Source organism: Pseudomonas fluorescens, assembly GCF_040448305.1.
Lineage (GTDB): Bacteria > Pseudomonadota > Gammaproteobacteria > Pseudomonadales > Pseudomonadaceae > Aquipseudomonas > Aquipseudomonas fluorescens_BH.
In genome coordinates, this window is sequence record NZ_CP148752.1 from 2,799,507 (window position 1) to 2,815,888 (window position 16,382).

A 16,382-nucleotide genomic window follows, 5' to 3' on the forward strand; every position below is an offset into this window, starting at 1 on the left:
GTCGCCACCCGTCTCATCCCATCGAAGCGGCTACCCGCTACCCAAGTAGCATTCGTCGCCCCCCACAGACTTCGTACACTCGTGCCTCATACACACGCACCTGCGGGAGGTAAGGATGCAGCAGAGCGAAGGCGTCGTCAGTGCAATGTCCCAGGCCACCGATGCCCGGCAGGTCGCGCAGGAACTGGCACGACAGTTGTTGCATCCGCACTTGGGGTTCGTGCTGTTCTTCTGTTCCGCCGAGTACGACTTGCGGGCGCTGGGCCAGGCCTTGCAGCAAAGCTTCGGCGGCATTCGCCTGGTGGGCTGCACCAGCGCCGGGGAAATCACCCCGCTGGGCTATGGACGCAATTGCGTGACAGCGGTGGGCTTCGATCATCGGCACTTTTCCATCGCGATCGAGCTGATCGACCAGATGGAACACTTCAGCCTGATCGACGCCCAGCAAATGGTCGAGCGCCTGGTCAGTGGCTGTCGCAGCAACACCCTGGCGCCGATCAAGGGCAACAGCTTTGCCCTGACCCTGCTCGATGGCCTGTCCAGCCGCGAAGAAATGGTCCTGGCGGCCTTGAGCGCGGCATTGGGCGACATTCCGCATTTCGGCGGCTCGGCCGGCGACGACAACTACCTGACCCATACTCATGTGTACTTCGATGGCGAGTTCCACAGCGGCGCGGCGGTGGTGGTGCTGGTCAATACCTGGCTGGATTTCGAAGTGTTCACCACCCACCACGTGCTACCCCGCGCCGAGAAGCTGGTGGTCACCGGGGCCGACAGCACCTTGCGCCGGGTCTTCGAACTCAATGCCGAGCCGGCCGCCGAGGAGTACGCCCGGCACATCGGTGTGCCGGTGGCGCAACTCGATCACCGGGTCTTCGCCGCGCACCCGTTGGCGGTGCGGATCAACCAGCAGTACTACGTGCGGGCCATCCAGCAGGTGCATCCGGACCTGAGCCTGAGTTTCTACTGCGCCGTGGAAAACGGCATCGTCCTCACTGCCATGACCCCGGGGCCGATGCTGCCGAACCTGCAGAGCCTGTTCGAGGGGTTGCAGGAGCGCCTGGGCGATTTGCTGCTGACCATCGGTTGCGACTGTTTCCTGCGGCGTCTGGAACTCGAAGACGACGGCAGTCTTGATCAGATCGGCTCGTTTTTGCGTGAGCAACGGGTGATGGGTTTCAACACCTATGGAGAACAGTTCAATGGCATGCACATCAACCAGACCTTCACCGGCGTTGCCATTGCCCGTGGCCGTGCCCCAGGACATCGCTGAGCTGCAGGCCGAACTGGCCAGGCTGCGCCTGGAAAACCATAAACTGCAGCGCATCAATGGCGCGCTGATCGAACGGGTCGAGTCCGGGGGGACCCGCGGCAACGATCCGTACGCGGCATTCCAGCATTCGGTGGTGCTGGCCGAACAAGTGCGCGAACGCACCGATGCCCTGAACCAGGCCATGGCCGAACTCAAGGCCGGTAATCATCTGCTCAGCGAAGCCCGCCTGCGCGCGGAAACGGCGCATCAACACCTGATCGATGCCATCGAAAGCATTTCCGACGCCTTCGTGCTGTTCGACGCCGAACAGCGCATCGTGCTGTTCAACAGTCGTTTCAAGGCGTTCTGGAGCAACAGCCGGGTGCGGATCAACGCCGGCATGCGCCTGACCGAGGTCAAGCGGCTGATGCTGAACAACGCCCTGTTCACCGAAGAGCCTCGCGGGCATGCCGACGAAAACCTGCTGTACCGCCTGCAGAACGGGCGCTGGCTGCAGGTCAGCGAGCGGCCGACCCAGGAGGGTGGGCGGGTGATTCTGTTCACCGACATTACCGACGTCAAACTCAGCGAAACCATGCGCCGTGAGCAGGCGGTGGCGCAGAAGTCGCACCTGTTGCAGCGAGCGGTCGACAACCTGTCCCAAGGGGTGGCGATGGTCAGCGCCGAGGGCATCCTGGAATTGTGGAACCGGCGCTTTCTGGAATTGAGCGGCCTGGCGCCGGTGGCGGCCCATCGCCCCTTTGCCGAAGTGATCGCCGACAGCGAGTTGAACCTGTTGACCCCGGCCAGTCGCGATGGCAACGGACGACCGGTAAGGGAATGCGAGCAGCGCCTGTACGATGGCCGGGTCCTGGAAATCCGCACCCATCCGTTGCCCACCGGCGGTTTCGTCAACACCTTCACCGACATCACCGAACGCTACCAGCACGCCGAGGCGCTGAGTGAAAGCGAACACTGGATTCGCCTGATCACCGATCACGTACCGGCATTGATTGCCTACCTCAATGCCGACCTGGTCTACGAGTTCACCAACAAGGTCTACGAAGAATGGTACTGCTGGCCCCGGGGCGTGATGCTCGGCCAGAGCCTGCGCGAAGTGCACAGCGAACAGCATTACCAGCGGCTGGAGTCCTACGTGGCCAGGGCATTGGCCGGCGAGAGCGTGACCTTCGAGTTCGCCGAAACCAACGTCAACAACCAGGAGCGCTACATGCTGCGTTCCTATGTGCCCAACCGTCTGGCCAGTGGCGAGGTGGTGGGGATATTCGTGCTGATCCGCGACATCACCGAACGCCGCCGCACCGCCGAGGCGCTGCATCAGGCTTATCAGAACCTGGAGCTGCGGGTACGCGAGCGCACGGCGGAATTGACCACCCTCAACGACCAGCTGCTGCGCGAGATCGATGAGCGTCGCCTGGTCGAGTCACGCTTGCGCGAGGCCAAGCAGGAAGCCGAGCAGGCCAACCTGTCGAAAACCAAGTTCCTCGCCGCCGTCAGCCATGACCTGTTGCAACCGTTGAATGCCGCGCGCCTGTTTACCAGTGCCTTGCTGGAACGGCGCGAGCCGATGTCCAGCGAGATTCTGGTGCGCAACGTGAGCAATTCCCTGGAAGACGTGGAGAACCTGCTCGGCACCTTGGTGGATATTTCCAAGCTCGATGCGGGGGTGATCAAGGCCGATATTGCGCCGTTCGCCCTCAGTGAACTGCTGGACACCCTGGCCGCCGAATACACCCAGGTGGCGCGCAGTGAAGGCCTGCAATTGCACTTCATCGGCTGTTCGGCGCTGGTGCGCAGTGATATCCAGTTGCTGGCGCGGATTCTGCGCAACCTGCTGAGCAATGCGATTCGCTATACCTACAGTGGCCGCGTGGTGCTCGGTTGCCGGCGGCATCATCAGTGCCTGACGATCGAAGTCTGGGACAGCGGCATGGGCATTGCCGAGCATCGCCTGGAGGAAATTTTCCAGGAGTTCAAGCGCGGTGATGTGCAGCGACCCGATCAGGATCGCGGTTTGGGCCTGGGCCTGGCGATTGTCGAGAAGATTGCCGGCATCCTCGGGCATCGCATTCATGTGCGTTCATGGCCGGGCCGGGGCTCGATGTTCTCGGTCGAAGTGCCATTGAGCGCCACCGCGCCGAAACCGCAGCTCGCGTTGCAGATGAGCGAGCCGATGCTTGAGCGCCTGCGTGGTGCCCGGATATGGGTGCTGGACAACGACGCGACCATCTGTGCCGGCATGCGCACCTTGCTGGAGGGGTGGGGGTGTCGGGTGGTGACGGCGCTGTCGGAGGAGGACCTGGCGCGGCAAGTGGACAACGACCATGCCGAGGTGGATCTGCTGATTGCCGACTATCACCTGGATAACGATTGCAATGGTGTCGATGCCGTGGCCCGGATCAATGCCCGGCGCGCGTCACCGATCCCGGCAATGATGATCACCGCCAACTACAGCAATGAACTCAAGCAGCAGATCCGCGAACTGGGCCATACCCTGATGCACAAGCCGGTGCGGCCGATGAAGCTGAAGACGGCGATGAGTCATTTGCTTGGCAGGCCTTGAGATCTCGGCGTTTTCACTACCGCTATCGCGAGCAGGCTCACTCCTACAGGTACATCGCTGTCCCTGTAGGAGTGAGCCTGCTCGCGATGGAGGCGCCGCGGTCTTGAATCAACGCCGCAGATATGACCCGAAATCAATATCTCCGGCACTCAGGATCGCCTGCACCCGGTTGTGCACGTTGAGCTTGCGCAGGATCGCCGAGACGTGGGCCTTGACCGTGGTCTCGGCGATTTCCAGGGTGTAGGCGATCTGCTTGTTCGATTCGCCCTTGGTCATGCGTTCCAGCACCTGCAGTTGCTTGCGGGTCAGGGCCTGGAGCAGTTCGGGCGGGAAGCTCGGGGTGTCGTTCATGCGCCGGTGGGTGCTGCTTTTGGCGGTGCGGATGATGTCCGGGGGCAGGTAGACATTGCCGTTGAGAATCTGCTGGATCGCATCGGTCATCTGGGTGCGGGGTGACGACTTGGTGATGAAGCCCACTGCACCGTAGGTGATGGCTTGCAGCACGATCTGTTTGTCCTGCTCGGCGGAGACAATCACTACCGGGATGGTCGGCGCTTCGTTACGCAGGTTGATCAGGCCATTGAGCCCGTGCATGCCGGGCATGTTCAGGTCGAGCAGGATCAGGTCCAGGTCGTCGTGTTCCTGGGTCAGGGCCAGGGCACTGTCCAGGTCGGCGGTTTCCATCACTTCGCTGCCGGCAAAACCGTCGCTGATGACGTTGTGGATGGCTTCGCGAAACAGCGGGTGGTCGTCGGCAATCAGGATTTTGTACATGGCCTTTCACCTCATTATTTTGATTATGGTGTGGCAACAACACGCACGCGTAAAGCTCAGGGAAAGGGTTCGGGCCGGGCTGGCGAAACCGGCAGATTGGCCGCTTGCCAGGCGTCCAGGCCATCGCGATACCAATACAGAGTCTTATAGCCCATGGTGGCTGCGCGCTTGACCGCATTCCAGCTCAACCAGCAGTCGGAGCGGCAGTAGAAGACCAGCGGTTGCGTCGGGTCGCCGGCGGTCAGCTTTTTCAGGTTGGCGGCGAAATAGTCCTGCCATTGCGGCGTCAGGTCGCCGTCCCCGGTATTGGCCAGCCAATGGCTGCCGGGCAGGTTTTCATGGGGCTGGTCTTCGATGAATTGCCCCTGCAGCCACTGACGGCGGTAGACGTCGATCAGCACCGGGCGCGGGGTTTGGCCGAGCAGGGTTTGCAGGGCGGGGGTGTCGATGATGGTTGCGCCTTGCAACTGGTCGGGCGTCGGGCTGCGGTACAGGCCGATGCGATAGCCATCGGCGGAGAACAGCGCAGTGTCGGCCTGCGCGGTGCTCAGCAGCAGGCCCAGCGACAGGGCGGCGAGAGCAGGGCGCAACAGGCAACGTCGGGCACGTGGCATGGGTTCAGTCCTTATAGTTATGGACCTATTACATGCCAGTCGGGGGGCGTTGGGAATGCGACGATAGACAGGGAAACCAGTACTAAAGTAGTAATTTCACGACGTTCAATGAAGATCCCCTGTAGGAGCGAGCCTGCTCGCGAAAGCGTAGTGTCAGCCAGCTCATTTCTTGAATGTGCCGCCGCCATCGCGAGCAGGCTCGCTCCTACATTTGAATTGTGTTGTCAGTTGGCTTTGCGCAAGGCTGCATGCTGCGGGTTGAAGCTCAGCACGGCGAGCAGCGCAAACAGCAGCGTCAACCCCGTGCACACCGCCAATGCCAGCGGATTGAAGCGCTCATATAGGGCGAAACGCACCAGTTCCACCGCGTGGGTAAACGGATTCACTGCACACAGCCAGTACAGCCATTCGCTGGCCTCGCGCATCTTCCACAGCGGATACAGCGCCGATGACAGGAAAAACAGCGGGAAGATCACGAAGTTCATCACCCCGGCAAAGTTCTCCAGCTGGCGGATCGCGTTCGACAGCAACAGGCCCAGCGCGCTGAGCATCAACGCCACCAGCAGCAGGGCCGGCAACGCCAGCAACAGGCCCATGGCCGGTGGCCGCACGCCGTAGATCCAGGCAATCGCTAGGAACGCATACACTTGCAACAGCGAAATCAGCGAAGTGGCCAACAGTTTGCTGCACAGCAAAAAGGTGCGGGGCAGGGGGCTGGTCAGCAGCACGCGCATGCTGCCCATTTCGCGGTCGTAGACCATCGACAGTGAGCCCTGCATGCCGTTGAACAGCAGGATCATGCAGGCCAGCCCGGGAATGATGTAGACCTCATAGGGAATGTAGGTGTCGTAGGGCTCGATGATCGCGATCCCCAGCGCTGCGCGAAAACCCGCGGCGAACACCAGCAGCCACAGCAGCGGCCGCACCAGGGCGCTGAGAAACCGCGTGCGTTGCAGCACAAAGCGCAGCCATTCGCGCAGCACGATACCGCTAAAGCATTGCCAGTAAGCGTTCATTGGGCAGCTCCTGATGTTGTCAGGCGGGTGAAGGCCGAACCGAGATCACCGCCGTGTTCCAGGCTCAGGGCATCGGCCTGTCCGCTGGCCACCAGCCGGCCTTGATGCAGGATCAGCAAGTCATCGCTGGGCTGCACTTCGTCGAGCAGGTGGGTGGTCCAGAGCACGCTGATGCGCTCCTCGCGACACAGGCTGCGGATGTGCTGGTTGAGCGCCAGGCGACTCGCCGGGTCGAGGCCGACACTGGCTTCATCGAGCAGCAACAGGCGTGGCTCATGCAACAGGGCGCGGGCAATCTCCACCCGGCGACGATGGCCGCCATTGAGTTCGCGCACCCGTTCGCGGCGGCGGTCGGTCAGGGTCTGGCGGGCCAGTTCGGCGTCGACCCGAAGGTCGGTCTGACGCCGGGACAGGCCATGCAATGCAGCGTGATAACGCAGGTTCTGCTCGACGCTGAGGTCCAGGTCCAGGGTGCTTTGCTGGAACACCACGCCCAACTGCTTGAGAGCCGGGCGTGCCGCACTGCGCAATGAGCAGCCCCCGACGCGGATCTCGCCGTGCTGCAGATCATAGAGCCGGGTCAGCAGGGCAATCAGGGTCGACTTGCCCGCACCGTTGGGCCCCAGCAGCGCGGCGAAACGCCCGGGCTCCAGGCTGAAACTCACCTTGCGTAAGGCCTCTCGGGAACCGTAGGCGAAACTCAGGTCGCTGACTTCAAGTGCGTTCATGGCGTCACCACCACGCCCCACGGATAGCGCCCGACCTTCACCGACTTGCTGACCTTGAGGCTGTCGACATCGATCACCGAGACATCGCCGCTGACGCCATTGGTGGCCAGCAACTGCTTCTGATCCGGGGTGAACGCCATCTGCCAGACCCGTCGCCCCACCAGCAGGTAGTCGAGAATCTCGAAGGTCTTGGCATCGATCACCGCCACATGGTTGGCCGGACCGAGGGCGACGAAGCCGTACTTGCCATCGGCGCTGAGCTTGATGCCGACCGGCTGGACCTTGTCCGGGTGCACGCCCTTGATCTGGAAGTTCAGGGTCTTGAGCACGGTGCGGCTGGCCACATCGAGAATGGTCACGGTGCCGCCGATTTCCGCCGAGGCCCAGAGCTTCGCGCCATCCGGGGAGAACTCGACGAAACGCGGGCGCTGGTCGACCAGAGTGCTGTCGGCCAGGGTCTGGGTGCTGGTGTCGATCCAGTGCAGCATGTTGGTGGTCTCGCTGGTGTTGACCGCCCATTTGCCGTCAGGGCTGACGGCCATGCCCTCGGGCTCGACACCGACTTCGATCTGGCCGAGTACCTTGGAGGTCTCGGTGTCGATCACCGTGACCAGCGCATCGTCTTCGTTGGAGACGTACAACCAGCGATTGTTGGGGTGCAGGGCGAATTGCTCGGGGTCTTTACCCGAGGGCAGTTCCTTGATGATCTTGCGCGTGGCCACGTCCATCACCTGGACCCGGTCCGAGTCACTGGCGCAGATGTACAGCAGCTTGTTGTCATGGGACAGCAGCAGGCCGCGGGGGCGCTGGCCGACGGGCAGGGTGTCGGTGACTTGCAGTGTCTGCAGGTCGATCAGGCTCAGGCTGTTGTCCTTTTCGTTGGAGACCCAGGCAGTGCTGGCAACGGCATGGCCAGCGGCGAGCAGCAAGGTGCAAGAGAGCAGGGTGCGGCGCATGGCGGATTCCTTGTTGTTGTGGTTATCGGATCAGGGAAAACGGCAGCTGACCTCGGGCTTGTCGTAACCCAGGGTGTCCATCTCGTTGAACGGGTGCAGAAAGCCGTCCTGGGGTGAGGTGCTGACCAGCGCCCGGGGCTGGACGATGGGAATCGGCTGGCGCAACTGACCGTTCCAAGGCCGATAGCTGAGCTTGCGGCCCTTGAAGCCGTCGAGGGGCAACTGGTCGCTGATTTCCAGCGTACGGATCGCCATCGGCTCGGCCTGGCGCAGTTTGCTCACGGCGCTGGCGATGCTGCGCACGGCCATCCAGGCGGCGAAATCGCGGTCATTCATCCAGCGCCCGGTCAGGGCTTCGAAGCGTTTTTGCAGCTGCGCGGCGCCATAGGTTTCCACGGTCTTGTGCCAGCCCACCGGGGTCAGGCCCTGGGTGCCGGCAACCGGGCGCGGGTACCAGGTCTGGTAGGGCACGTATTCACCGAAGTCGCCGCGTTCATCGGCCACCAGTACCACGTCGTACTCGGCGGTCTGGGTGAACAGCGGCATGTCGGCCTGGGCGCTGCGGCGTTGGTCGTTATCGAAGCTCCAGGGTTTTTCCGCCACCAGTTGCAAGCCGAAGCGCTTGGCGGCGCGACGCAGGGCGGCGGCATAGGCTTGATCGTCCGGGGTCGGGCCGACAATCAGCAACGCCCGCTGCCATTTGCGCAGCACCAGAAACTGCGCCAGTGCATCGGCGAGCATCGCCCGGCTCGGCAAGGTGTGCAGCACGTTCGGCAGGCAATCGGTGGTGCGCAGACTGTCGTCGGGGCTACCGGCGTTGAACAGCAGACTATCGGGCAGTGCCGCACTCAATTGGCGCAGGCTGGTCGCGGGGGCATTCACCACAAACAGGCGCAGGCCCTGTTCATGCTGCATCTTTGCCGCTTCGAGCAAGGCCTCGGGGCTGTCGGCACTGGCGCTGACCAGGCTGTAGCCATGGTTGAGAAAACGCCCGGTGCTGTTGCTGTCGGTGATCGCCAGTTCGGCGCCGCGCAGCCCGGCATCGGTGGGCTCGGGGATGACGTTGGACAGCAGCGGGCCGGGGTCGGGGCGATAACCCAGGTAGCCGATCCGCACCTGCAAGGGCGCATCGGCGGCCTGGCTGTGGGTGGCCAGGCCGGCGGCGCAGGCAATCGCCAGCAGGTAGGTCAAAAGGTAAGGGATGAGCTGGCGCATGGGGCACTCCATTACTGGTAGCGCCAGCTTAGGTAGCCCGTGAGGCTTAGGAAATATGCAGAAAGTACCGGTGGTGTCCATCCAGCGCCTTACTACCAAGGGACTAGGTAGCGACCACCAAAGCAGCATGGGGTGAGTGCGATGCCGTTTCTAAGATGGCTGCCATAGCCTCTGCCAAGAGGTTTTGCGTGCAATCCAGAGGGCATAACAATGACAACAAAACGCAACGCCTTGCTCGTGACCGGGCTATTGGCCAGTTTGATCAGCGCAGGTTCCGTCTGGGCCCACGGCAATGTGGTGCCACAGGCTGTCGCCACCCAGGGCCTGACCCCGATAAAAGATGCCGGTGTACAGCTCGATGCCGATGGCTGGGCGGCGGTGAACCCGTATCGCACCGCCCCGGAACATGACAAGGCGGTTGAGATCGGAGCTTCGGCCTATACCCAGAACTGCGCGGCCTGCCATGGCCTGGAAGCCAAGTCAGGCGGTATCGCCCCTGACTTGCGCATGCTCGATGTCGGCGAGGCGGGCGATGAGTGGTTCGCCGAGCGGGTGCGCCATGGCGCGGTGCGCGACGGTCGGGTGTACATGCCGAAGATGGCCGACTACCTGAGCCAGGAAGCCCTGTGGGCGGTGCGCACTTATCTGGACACTGTGCACGTCGAGGAGTGACCCATGCGCCTGCTCGCGGTGTTGATCAGCGCTCTGTGGCTGTGCTGCCAGGCGGCACAGGCGCAGGTTCGCAACTACGACGAAATGATCGCCGCCGGGGAACTGAAGGTGGCGGTCTACAAGGACTTCGCCCCCTACAGCTTTGAACGCGCCGGCAAACCCCAGGGTGTCGATGTCGAACTCGCGGAAGCCTTGGCCAAGGCGCTCGGCGTGCGCCTGACACTGATCTGGGCGCCGGCCGGGGAAAAGCTCGATGACGACCTGCGCGACTACATCTGGCGCGCCAGTGCCTTGCACAACCAGCAGCTGGCCGACCTGATGATGCGCGTGCCCTATGACCGTGACTACGCGCAGAAGCGCAACGAGTTCGGTGAACTGGTCAACGGCCAAGTGGTGATGTTCGGTCCGTACCAGAACGAACAATGGCAGGTGGCTTATGACCGTCGGCGGCTGGACAAGGTCGCCAGCGTCGCGGTGTTCGAGCAGCACCCGATTGGTGTTGAAGTCGATAGCGTGCCTTCGTTCTACCTGACCTCGGTGTTCAACGGCATGCTCGCCGGCAAGACCCATCACTATCCTGGCGTGCCCCAGGCGTTTGCCGCGATGAAGGCCGGCGAGGTCGACGCGGTGATGGCCATGCGCGGCGAAATCGACTGGCAAGTTCACGAAGCGGCCGACCCGCAGGTGGCGCTGGCAGAAAATGCCTACCCGAACATGGGCAAGCAGCTCTGGGAAATCGGCATGGCGGTGCACGAAAGCAACCGTCAAATGGCCTATGCCGTGGAAGAGGCGCTAGAAGCGCTGATCCGCGAGGGTTCGGTGAAGACCATCTACGGCCATTACGACCTGCGTTACGACGTGCCCGAGATGTATCAATAAGGAGCAGGCGATGAAATGGCGAGGGAGTTGTCTGTTGGCCTGCTGGTTAAGCCTGGCGGCACAGGCTGGCACTATCGATCCCGGTAAAGACCCGGTGCCATCGGTGATGTGGGCTTTCTATCAGCAGCAGTTTCTGGGCAATGCGCCGTTCGTTTTCGATGAGCGGGTCAAGCTGCTGGCGCCGCCGTTTGCCGAAGATGCCCGGCAGGTGCCGCTGGAAATCGACGCCCGGGCGTTCAAGGGTGAGGTGGTGAAAATCCTCGCCTGGGCAGAGCTGAATCCCTTGCCGAAAATCGTCGACTTCCAGCCGCTGAATTCGGTTTTGCCCTGGCTGTCGTTGCGCATTCGCATCGAACAGGCCACGCCCTTGCGCGCAGCGGTGTTGACCCGCGACGGCGTGTGGCATGTCGGTTCGACCCTGATCGACGCAGCCGGTGGCGGCTGCACCGCGCCGAGCGTGGTGCGGACTCAACCGGGCTGGGAGGAACGCATCGGCGAAGTGCTCGGCGGGCGCTATCCCCGGGGCGAGTTCAGCCGTTTGCGTATGCAGGTGGCCCATCCCATGGACAACGGCATGGTCAGCGGCATTCCGGAATTCTTCATCAACCATGCCGAACTGCGCGACCACAACGAGCAAGTGCTGGCCCGGCTGGAGCTGTTTCCCGCGGTCAGCGAAAACCCCAACCTGGCCTTCGACATCGAAGGAACAGGGCAAACGCGGCTGCTACTACGGGACAACAGCGGCAATGAATTCGATGCGTCGATTCTCTGATCCCAAGAAGCGTGCCCCCAAGAAGCGCGACCCCAAGGAGCGTGGCATGCGCTGGATCCTGTTGATGGTGTTAAGCGTCAGTCTGCCGGCCCTGGCCGATCTCGACTACTCACTTAAGCCCCGGCAGATCGCCCAGGACACCTGGCTGCTGGAAGGCAGCACCGATAATTTCGCCAAGGCCAACGGCGGCAACATCGTCAACACCGCGTTTATCGTCACCGAACGCGGTGTGGTGGTGATCGACACCGGGCCGTCCCGGCGTTACGGCGAAGCGATGCGCAAGGCCATTGCCGCCACGACCGACAAGCCGGTGATCGAGGTGTTGCTGACCCATCACCACCCGGACCATGTGCTGGGCAATCAGCCCTTCAGCGACGTGCCGATCGGCGCCTTGGCCGGCACCACCGAGCTGCTGCACCAGCAAGGCGATGCGATGGCCGAGAATATGTACCGGATGGTCGGCGACTGGATGCGTGGCACCGAAGTGGTGCTGCCCACGCAGACGCTGACACCCGGCGTGAAAAGTTTTGGGAATCACGATCTGCGTCTGCTGAGCCTGGGTGGGCATACGGGCGCGGATCTGGCTATTCTCGACCAGCAAACTGGCGTGCTGTTTGCCGGGGACCTGGTGTTTTATCAGCGGGCGCTGACCACGCCCAACAGTCCCGGGCTGTCAGTGTGGCTGGCGGACATCGCGACCCTGCAAGGCTTGCCCTGGACGCTGATTGTGCCGGGCCATGGGCCGGTGGCCAGTGACCCGCAGCCCTTCGAACAGATGCGCGATTACCTGACCTGGCTCGATCAGCTGATGCGCGACGGCGCCGCCAATGGCAGCGACATGGCCGAGATGATCCGCAGCCCCATCCCTGAACGTTTCGCCGGGATCAACCTGAGCCGCTACGAATTGATCCGCAGCGTCAGCCATTTGTACCCGCGCTACGAGCGCGAGCGGATGACGCGGGTGGATTCCCCCAGAAAATAGTCGACCACAGATCCCCTGTAGGAGCGAGCCTGCTCGCGATGGACGTTAACGATAACGCAAGCTGCCTGGATGAACGCGGTGGTCTGACGTTTTTCGCGAGCAGGCTCGCTCCTACAGGGGGCCGGTGCCGTTCACAAAATCTCGTGTCCATCTCCTCCGAACCTGTACCAAGGAACTAGCAATCTCCTCATTGCGGGCAATTGTTGCCAGGGCGGCGGCGCTCAAGAATCTGCACCACACCGGGAAAATTTTCCGGAAATAACAAAAATCCGCAGAGGAAGCCGTCATGACCCAACCCGCACGTCGCCAGCCCTTCGTCTTGAGCCTGCTGCTCAGTGCCATGCTGTTGTCCGGCCAGGCATTGGCCGGGGTTTCCGACCAGGACATTCTCCAGGACCCGAAGAACCCGGAACAAGTCGTGACCAACGGCCTCGGCGTTCAGGGTCAGCGCTACAGCCCGCTGGATATTCTCAACGTCGACAACGTCAAGGAGCTGCGCCCGGCGTGGGCGTTTTCCTTCGGCGGTGAAAAACAGCGTGGCCAGCAAGCGCAGCCGATGGTCAAGGACGGCGTGATGTACATGACCGGGTCCTATTCGCGAGTGTTCGCCGTGGACGCGCGCACCGGCAAGAAACTCTGGCAATACGATGCACGCCTGCCCGATGACATCCGCCCTTGCTGCGACGTGATCAACCGTGGCGTCGCGCTGTATGGCGACCTGGTGATTTTCGGCACCCTCGACGCCAAGCTCGTGGCGCTGAACAAGGACACCGGCAAGGTGGTCTGGAGCAAGAAAGTCGCTGACCACAAGGAAGGCTACTCGATCAGCGCCGCGCCGCTGGTGATCAACGGCAAGCTGATTACCGGCGTGGCCGGTGGCGAGTTCGGCGTGGTGGGCAAGATCGAGGCCTACGACCCGAAAAACGGTGATCTGCTGTGGACCCGGCCAACGGTCGAAGGCCATATGGGCTACGTCTACAAGGACGGTAAAGCGGTGGAGAACGGCATCTCCGGCGGCGAGGCGGGCAAGACCTGGCCGGGCGATCTCTGGAAAACCGGCGGCGCGGCCCCTTGGCTTGGCGGCTATTACGACCCGGAAACCAACCTGCTGCTGTTCGGTACCGGCAACCCGGCGCCGTGGAACTCGCACCTGCGCCCTGGCGACAACCTCTACTCCTCATCGCGTCTGGCGCTCAATCCGGACGACGGCACCATCAAGTGGCACTTCCAGAGCACGCCCCATGACGGTTGGGACTATGACGGCGTGAACGAGCTGGTGTCGTTCAACTACAGCGAAGGCGGCAAGGAAATCAAGGCGGCAGCCACTGCCGACCGTAACGGTTTCTTCTACGTGCTGGACCGCACCAACGGCAAATTCATCCGTGGCTTCCCGTTCGTGGACAAGATCACCTGGGCCACCGGCCTGGACAAGAACGGCCGGCCGATCTACAACGAAGCCAGCCGTCCCGGTGCCCCGGGTTCCGAAGCCAAGGGCAGTTCGGTCTTCGTAGCACCGGCGTTCCTCGGCGCGAAAAACTGGATGCCGATGGCTTACAACCAGGACACCGGGCTGTTCTATGTGCCGTCCAACGAATGGGGCATGGACATCTGGAACGAAGGCATCGCCTACAAGAAAGGCGCGGCGTTCCTCGGCGCCGGCTTCACCATCAAGCCATTGAACGAAGACTACATCGGCGTGCTGCGGGCCATCGATCCGAAAACCGGCAAGGAAGTCTGGCGTCACAAGAACTACGCGCCGCTGTGGGGCGGGGTGCTGACCACCAAGGGCAACCTGGTGTTCACCGGCACGCCGGAAGGCTTCCTGCAGGCGTTCAACGCCAAGACCGGCGAAAAGGTCTGGGAATTCCAGACCGGCTCCGGCGTACTCGGCTCGCCCGTGACCTGGGAAATGGACGGCGAACAGTACGTCTCGGTGCTCTCCGGCTGGGGCGGCGCGGTACCGCTGTGGGGCGGCGAAGTGGCCAAGCGGGTGAAGGACTTCAACCAGGGCGGCATGCTCTGGACCTTCAAGCTGCCCAAGGACCTCGTCGCCAAGCACTGATCCCGAATCCACCGCATAACCCCTGTAGGAGCGAGCCTGCTCGCGATGGTCGTCAACGATAACGCTTGAAACCTGATACCCCGCGGCGTTCTCGGGTTCATCGCGAGCAGGCTCGCTCCTACAGTGATCTGTGTGAAATCTACGACCAAATAACGAGAGCCCCTCCTGCCAACGATGCATTCGTCTGGCACGCGGGGCTCTCTAGTATCGGCTCATCGCCTGTCAGTACGACAGGCATCGACCCAGACAGAGGCCCACCATGATCTACGCACAACCCGGAACCCCAGGCGCCGTCATTACCTTCAAGCCGCGCTACGGCAACTTCATCGGTGGCGAGTTTGTCGCCCCGGTCAATGGCGAGTACTTCACCAACACCTCGCCGGTCAACGGTGAAGTGATTGCCGAATTCCCGCGCTCCAGCGCCGCCGACATCGACAAGGCCCTCGACGCCGCCCATGCCGCTGCCGACGCCTGGGGCAAGACCTCGGCCCAGGACCGCTCCCTGGTGCTGCTGAAAATCGCCGACCGTATCGAGCAGAACCTTGAGGTCCTGGCCGTCACCGAAACCTGGGACAACGGCAAGGCCGTGCGCGAAACCCTGAACGCCGACGTGCCGCTGGCTGCCGACCACTTCCGTTACTTCGCCGGCTGCATCCGCGCCCAGGAAGGCGGGGCTGCCGAGATCAACGAACTGACCACGGCCTATCACTTCCACGAACCGCTGGGCGTGGTCGGGCAGATCATTCCGTGGAACTTCCCGCTGCTGATGGCCGCCTGGAAACTCGCCCCGGCCCTGGCCGCCGGCAACTGCATCGTGCTCAAGCCGGCCGAGCAAACGCCGCTGTCGATCATGGTCTTCGCCGAGCTCATCGCCGACCTGCTGCCGGCGGGCGTGCTGAACATCGTCCAGGGCTTCGGTCGCGAAGCCGGCGAGGCCCTGGCCACCAGCAAGCGCATCGCCAAGATCGCCTTTACCGGCTCGACCCCGGTGGGTGCGCACATCATGCATTGCGCCGCCGAGAACATCATCCCGAGCACCGTCGAACTGGGCGGCAAGTCGCCGAACATCTTCTTCGAAGACATCATGAACGCGGAACCTGCGTTCATCGAAAAAGCCGCCGAAGGCCTGGTGCTGGCGTTCTTCAACCAGGGCGAAGTCTGCACCTGTCCGTCCCGGGCGCTGGTGCAGGAGTCGATCTACGAGCCGTTCATGGCCGAGGTGATGAAGAAGATCGTCAAGATCAAGCGCGGCAACCCGCTGGACACCGAGACCATGGTTGGCGCCCAAGCGTCCGAGCAGCAATACGACAAGATCCTCTCGTACCTGACCATTGCCCAGGAGGAGGGCGCCGAGCTGCTCACCGGCGGCGCGGCCGAACGCCTGGAAGGCGACCTGTCCAGCGGTTACTACATCCAGCCGACCCTGCTCAAGGGCCACAACAAGATGCGTGTGTTCCAGGAAGAAATCTTCGGGCCGGTGGTGGGTATCACCACCTTCAAGGACGAAGCCGAAGCCCTGGCCATTGCCAACGACAGCGAGTTCGGCCTCGGTGCCGGCCTGTGGACCCGCGACATCAACCGCGCCTACCGCATGGGCCGGGCGATCAAGGCCGGGCGCGTTTGGACCAACTGCTACCACCTGTACCCGGCCCACGCGGCGTTCGGTGGCTACAAGAAGTCCGGCGTCGGTCGGGAAAACCACAAGATGATGCTCGATCATTACCAGCAGACCAAAAACCTGCTGGTGAGCTACGACATCAATCCGCTGGGGTTCTTCTAACTTCCCCAAGAACACCACAAACCAAAATGTGGGAGCGGGCTTGCTCGCGAATGCGCAGTGTCATTCAGCAGAGATGTTGACTGGCACACCGCTTTC

At 62.5% G+C, this 16,382-nt stretch carries 14 protein-coding genes; 8 read left to right on the plus strand and 6 right to left on the minus strand.

Going from position 1 to position 16,382, the window contains the following annotated elements; all coding sequences use genetic code 11:
* The first annotated feature begins 115 nt into the window (after positions 1-115).
* Together nosP and nahK are read left to right on the plus strand one after the other, a co-directional pair.
* Positions 116-1,273, plus strand: coding sequence for a nitric oxide-sensing protein NosP (nosP, locus tag WHX55_RS12765; RefSeq protein WP_353742770.1), 1,158 nt, complete (start codon positions 116-118; stop codon positions 1,271-1,273).
* Positions 1,242-3,836 (plus strand): hybrid sensor histidine kinase/response regulator NahK/ErcS', encoded by a 2,595-nt coding sequence (nahK, locus tag WHX55_RS12770; protein ID WP_191625004.1) that lies wholly within the window; start codon positions 1,242-1,244, stop codon positions 3,834-3,836. The genes nosP and nahK overlap by 32 nt, the downstream gene beginning before the upstream one ends.
* Positions 3,837-3,944: 108 nt before the next feature.
* Here the strand turns inward: nahK and WHX55_RS12775 are convergent, their stop codons facing one another.
* The 6 genes from WHX55_RS12775 to WHX55_RS12800 all read right to left on the minus strand — a co-directional run bounded on the left by WHX55_RS12775 (position 3,945) and on the right by WHX55_RS12800 (position 9,139).
* Positions 3,945-4,610, minus strand: coding sequence for a response regulator transcription factor (locus tag WHX55_RS12775; RefSeq protein ID WP_108215949.1), 666 nt, complete (start codon positions 4,608-4,610; stop codon positions 3,945-3,947).
* 56 nt (positions 4,611-4,666) lie between these two features.
* Positions 4,667-5,224, minus strand: coding sequence for a PQQ-dependent catabolism-associated CXXCW motif protein (locus WHX55_RS12780; protein ID WP_353742771.1), 558 nt, complete (start codon positions 5,222-5,224; stop codon positions 4,667-4,669).
* 224 nt (positions 5,225-5,448) lie between these two features.
* Positions 5,449-6,240: an ABC transporter permease gene (locus WHX55_RS12785; RefSeq protein ID WP_353742772.1), complete on the minus strand. Its 792-nt coding sequence runs from the start codon at positions 6,238-6,240 to the stop codon at positions 5,449-5,451.
* Complete coding sequence (locus WHX55_RS12790) at positions 6,237-6,968, minus strand: ABC transporter ATP-binding protein (RefSeq protein WP_353742773.1); 732 nt, start codon at positions 6,966-6,968, stop codon at positions 6,237-6,239. Before WHX55_RS12790 ends, WHX55_RS12785 begins: the two co-directional genes overlap by 4 nt.
* The gene (locus WHX55_RS12795) at positions 6,965-7,924 is read right to left on the minus strand and encodes a YVTN family beta-propeller repeat protein (protein ID WP_150754656.1); all 960 of its coding nucleotides are present in this window, start codon (positions 7,922-7,924) and stop codon (positions 6,965-6,967) included. Before WHX55_RS12795 ends, WHX55_RS12790 begins: the two co-directional genes overlap by 4 nt.
* Positions 7,925-7,954: 30 nt before the next feature.
* Positions 7,955-9,139 (minus strand): ABC transporter substrate-binding protein, encoded by a 1,185-nt coding sequence (locus WHX55_RS12800; protein ID WP_353742774.1) that lies wholly within the window; start codon positions 9,137-9,139, stop codon positions 7,955-7,957.
* Between the two features lie 210 nt (positions 9,140-9,349).
* On the opposite strand from WHX55_RS12800, the gene pedF reads away from it, so the two are divergent.
* The 6 genes from pedF to WHX55_RS12830 all read left to right on the plus strand — a co-directional run bounded on the left by pedF (position 9,350) and on the right by WHX55_RS12830 (position 16,286).
* On the plus strand, positions 9,350-9,811 hold the full coding sequence (pedF, locus tag WHX55_RS12805) for a cytochrome c-550 PedF (protein WP_015095433.1): 462 nt from the start codon (positions 9,350-9,352) through the stop codon (positions 9,809-9,811).
* A gap of 3 nt (positions 9,812-9,814) precedes the next feature.
* Positions 9,815-10,690 (plus strand): transporter substrate-binding domain-containing protein, encoded by an 876-nt coding sequence (locus WHX55_RS12810; protein WP_353742775.1) that lies wholly within the window; start codon positions 9,815-9,817, stop codon positions 10,688-10,690.
* 10 nt (positions 10,691-10,700) lie between these two features.
* Positions 10,701-11,462, plus strand: coding sequence for a quinoprotein dehydrogenase-associated SoxYZ-like carrier (locus WHX55_RS12815; protein WP_353742776.1), 762 nt, complete (start codon positions 10,701-10,703; stop codon positions 11,460-11,462).
* Positions 11,463-11,508: 46 nt separating this feature from the next.
* On the plus strand, positions 11,509-12,444 hold the full coding sequence (locus WHX55_RS12820; RefSeq protein WP_353742777.1) for a quinoprotein relay system zinc metallohydrolase 1: 936 nt from the start codon (positions 11,509-11,511) through the stop codon (positions 12,442-12,444).
* A gap of 286 nt (positions 12,445-12,730) precedes the next feature.
* Entirely contained in the window at positions 12,731-14,506 is a 1,776-nt protein-coding gene (locus tag WHX55_RS12825) for a PQQ-dependent methanol/ethanol family dehydrogenase (RefSeq protein ID WP_150724129.1), read from the plus strand.
* Positions 14,507-14,765: 259 nt separating this feature from the next.
* Entirely contained in the window at positions 14,766-16,286 is a 1,521-nt protein-coding gene (locus WHX55_RS12830; RefSeq protein WP_150673238.1) for an aldehyde dehydrogenase family protein, read from the plus strand.
* Positions 16,287-16,382 lie beyond the last annotated feature (96 nt).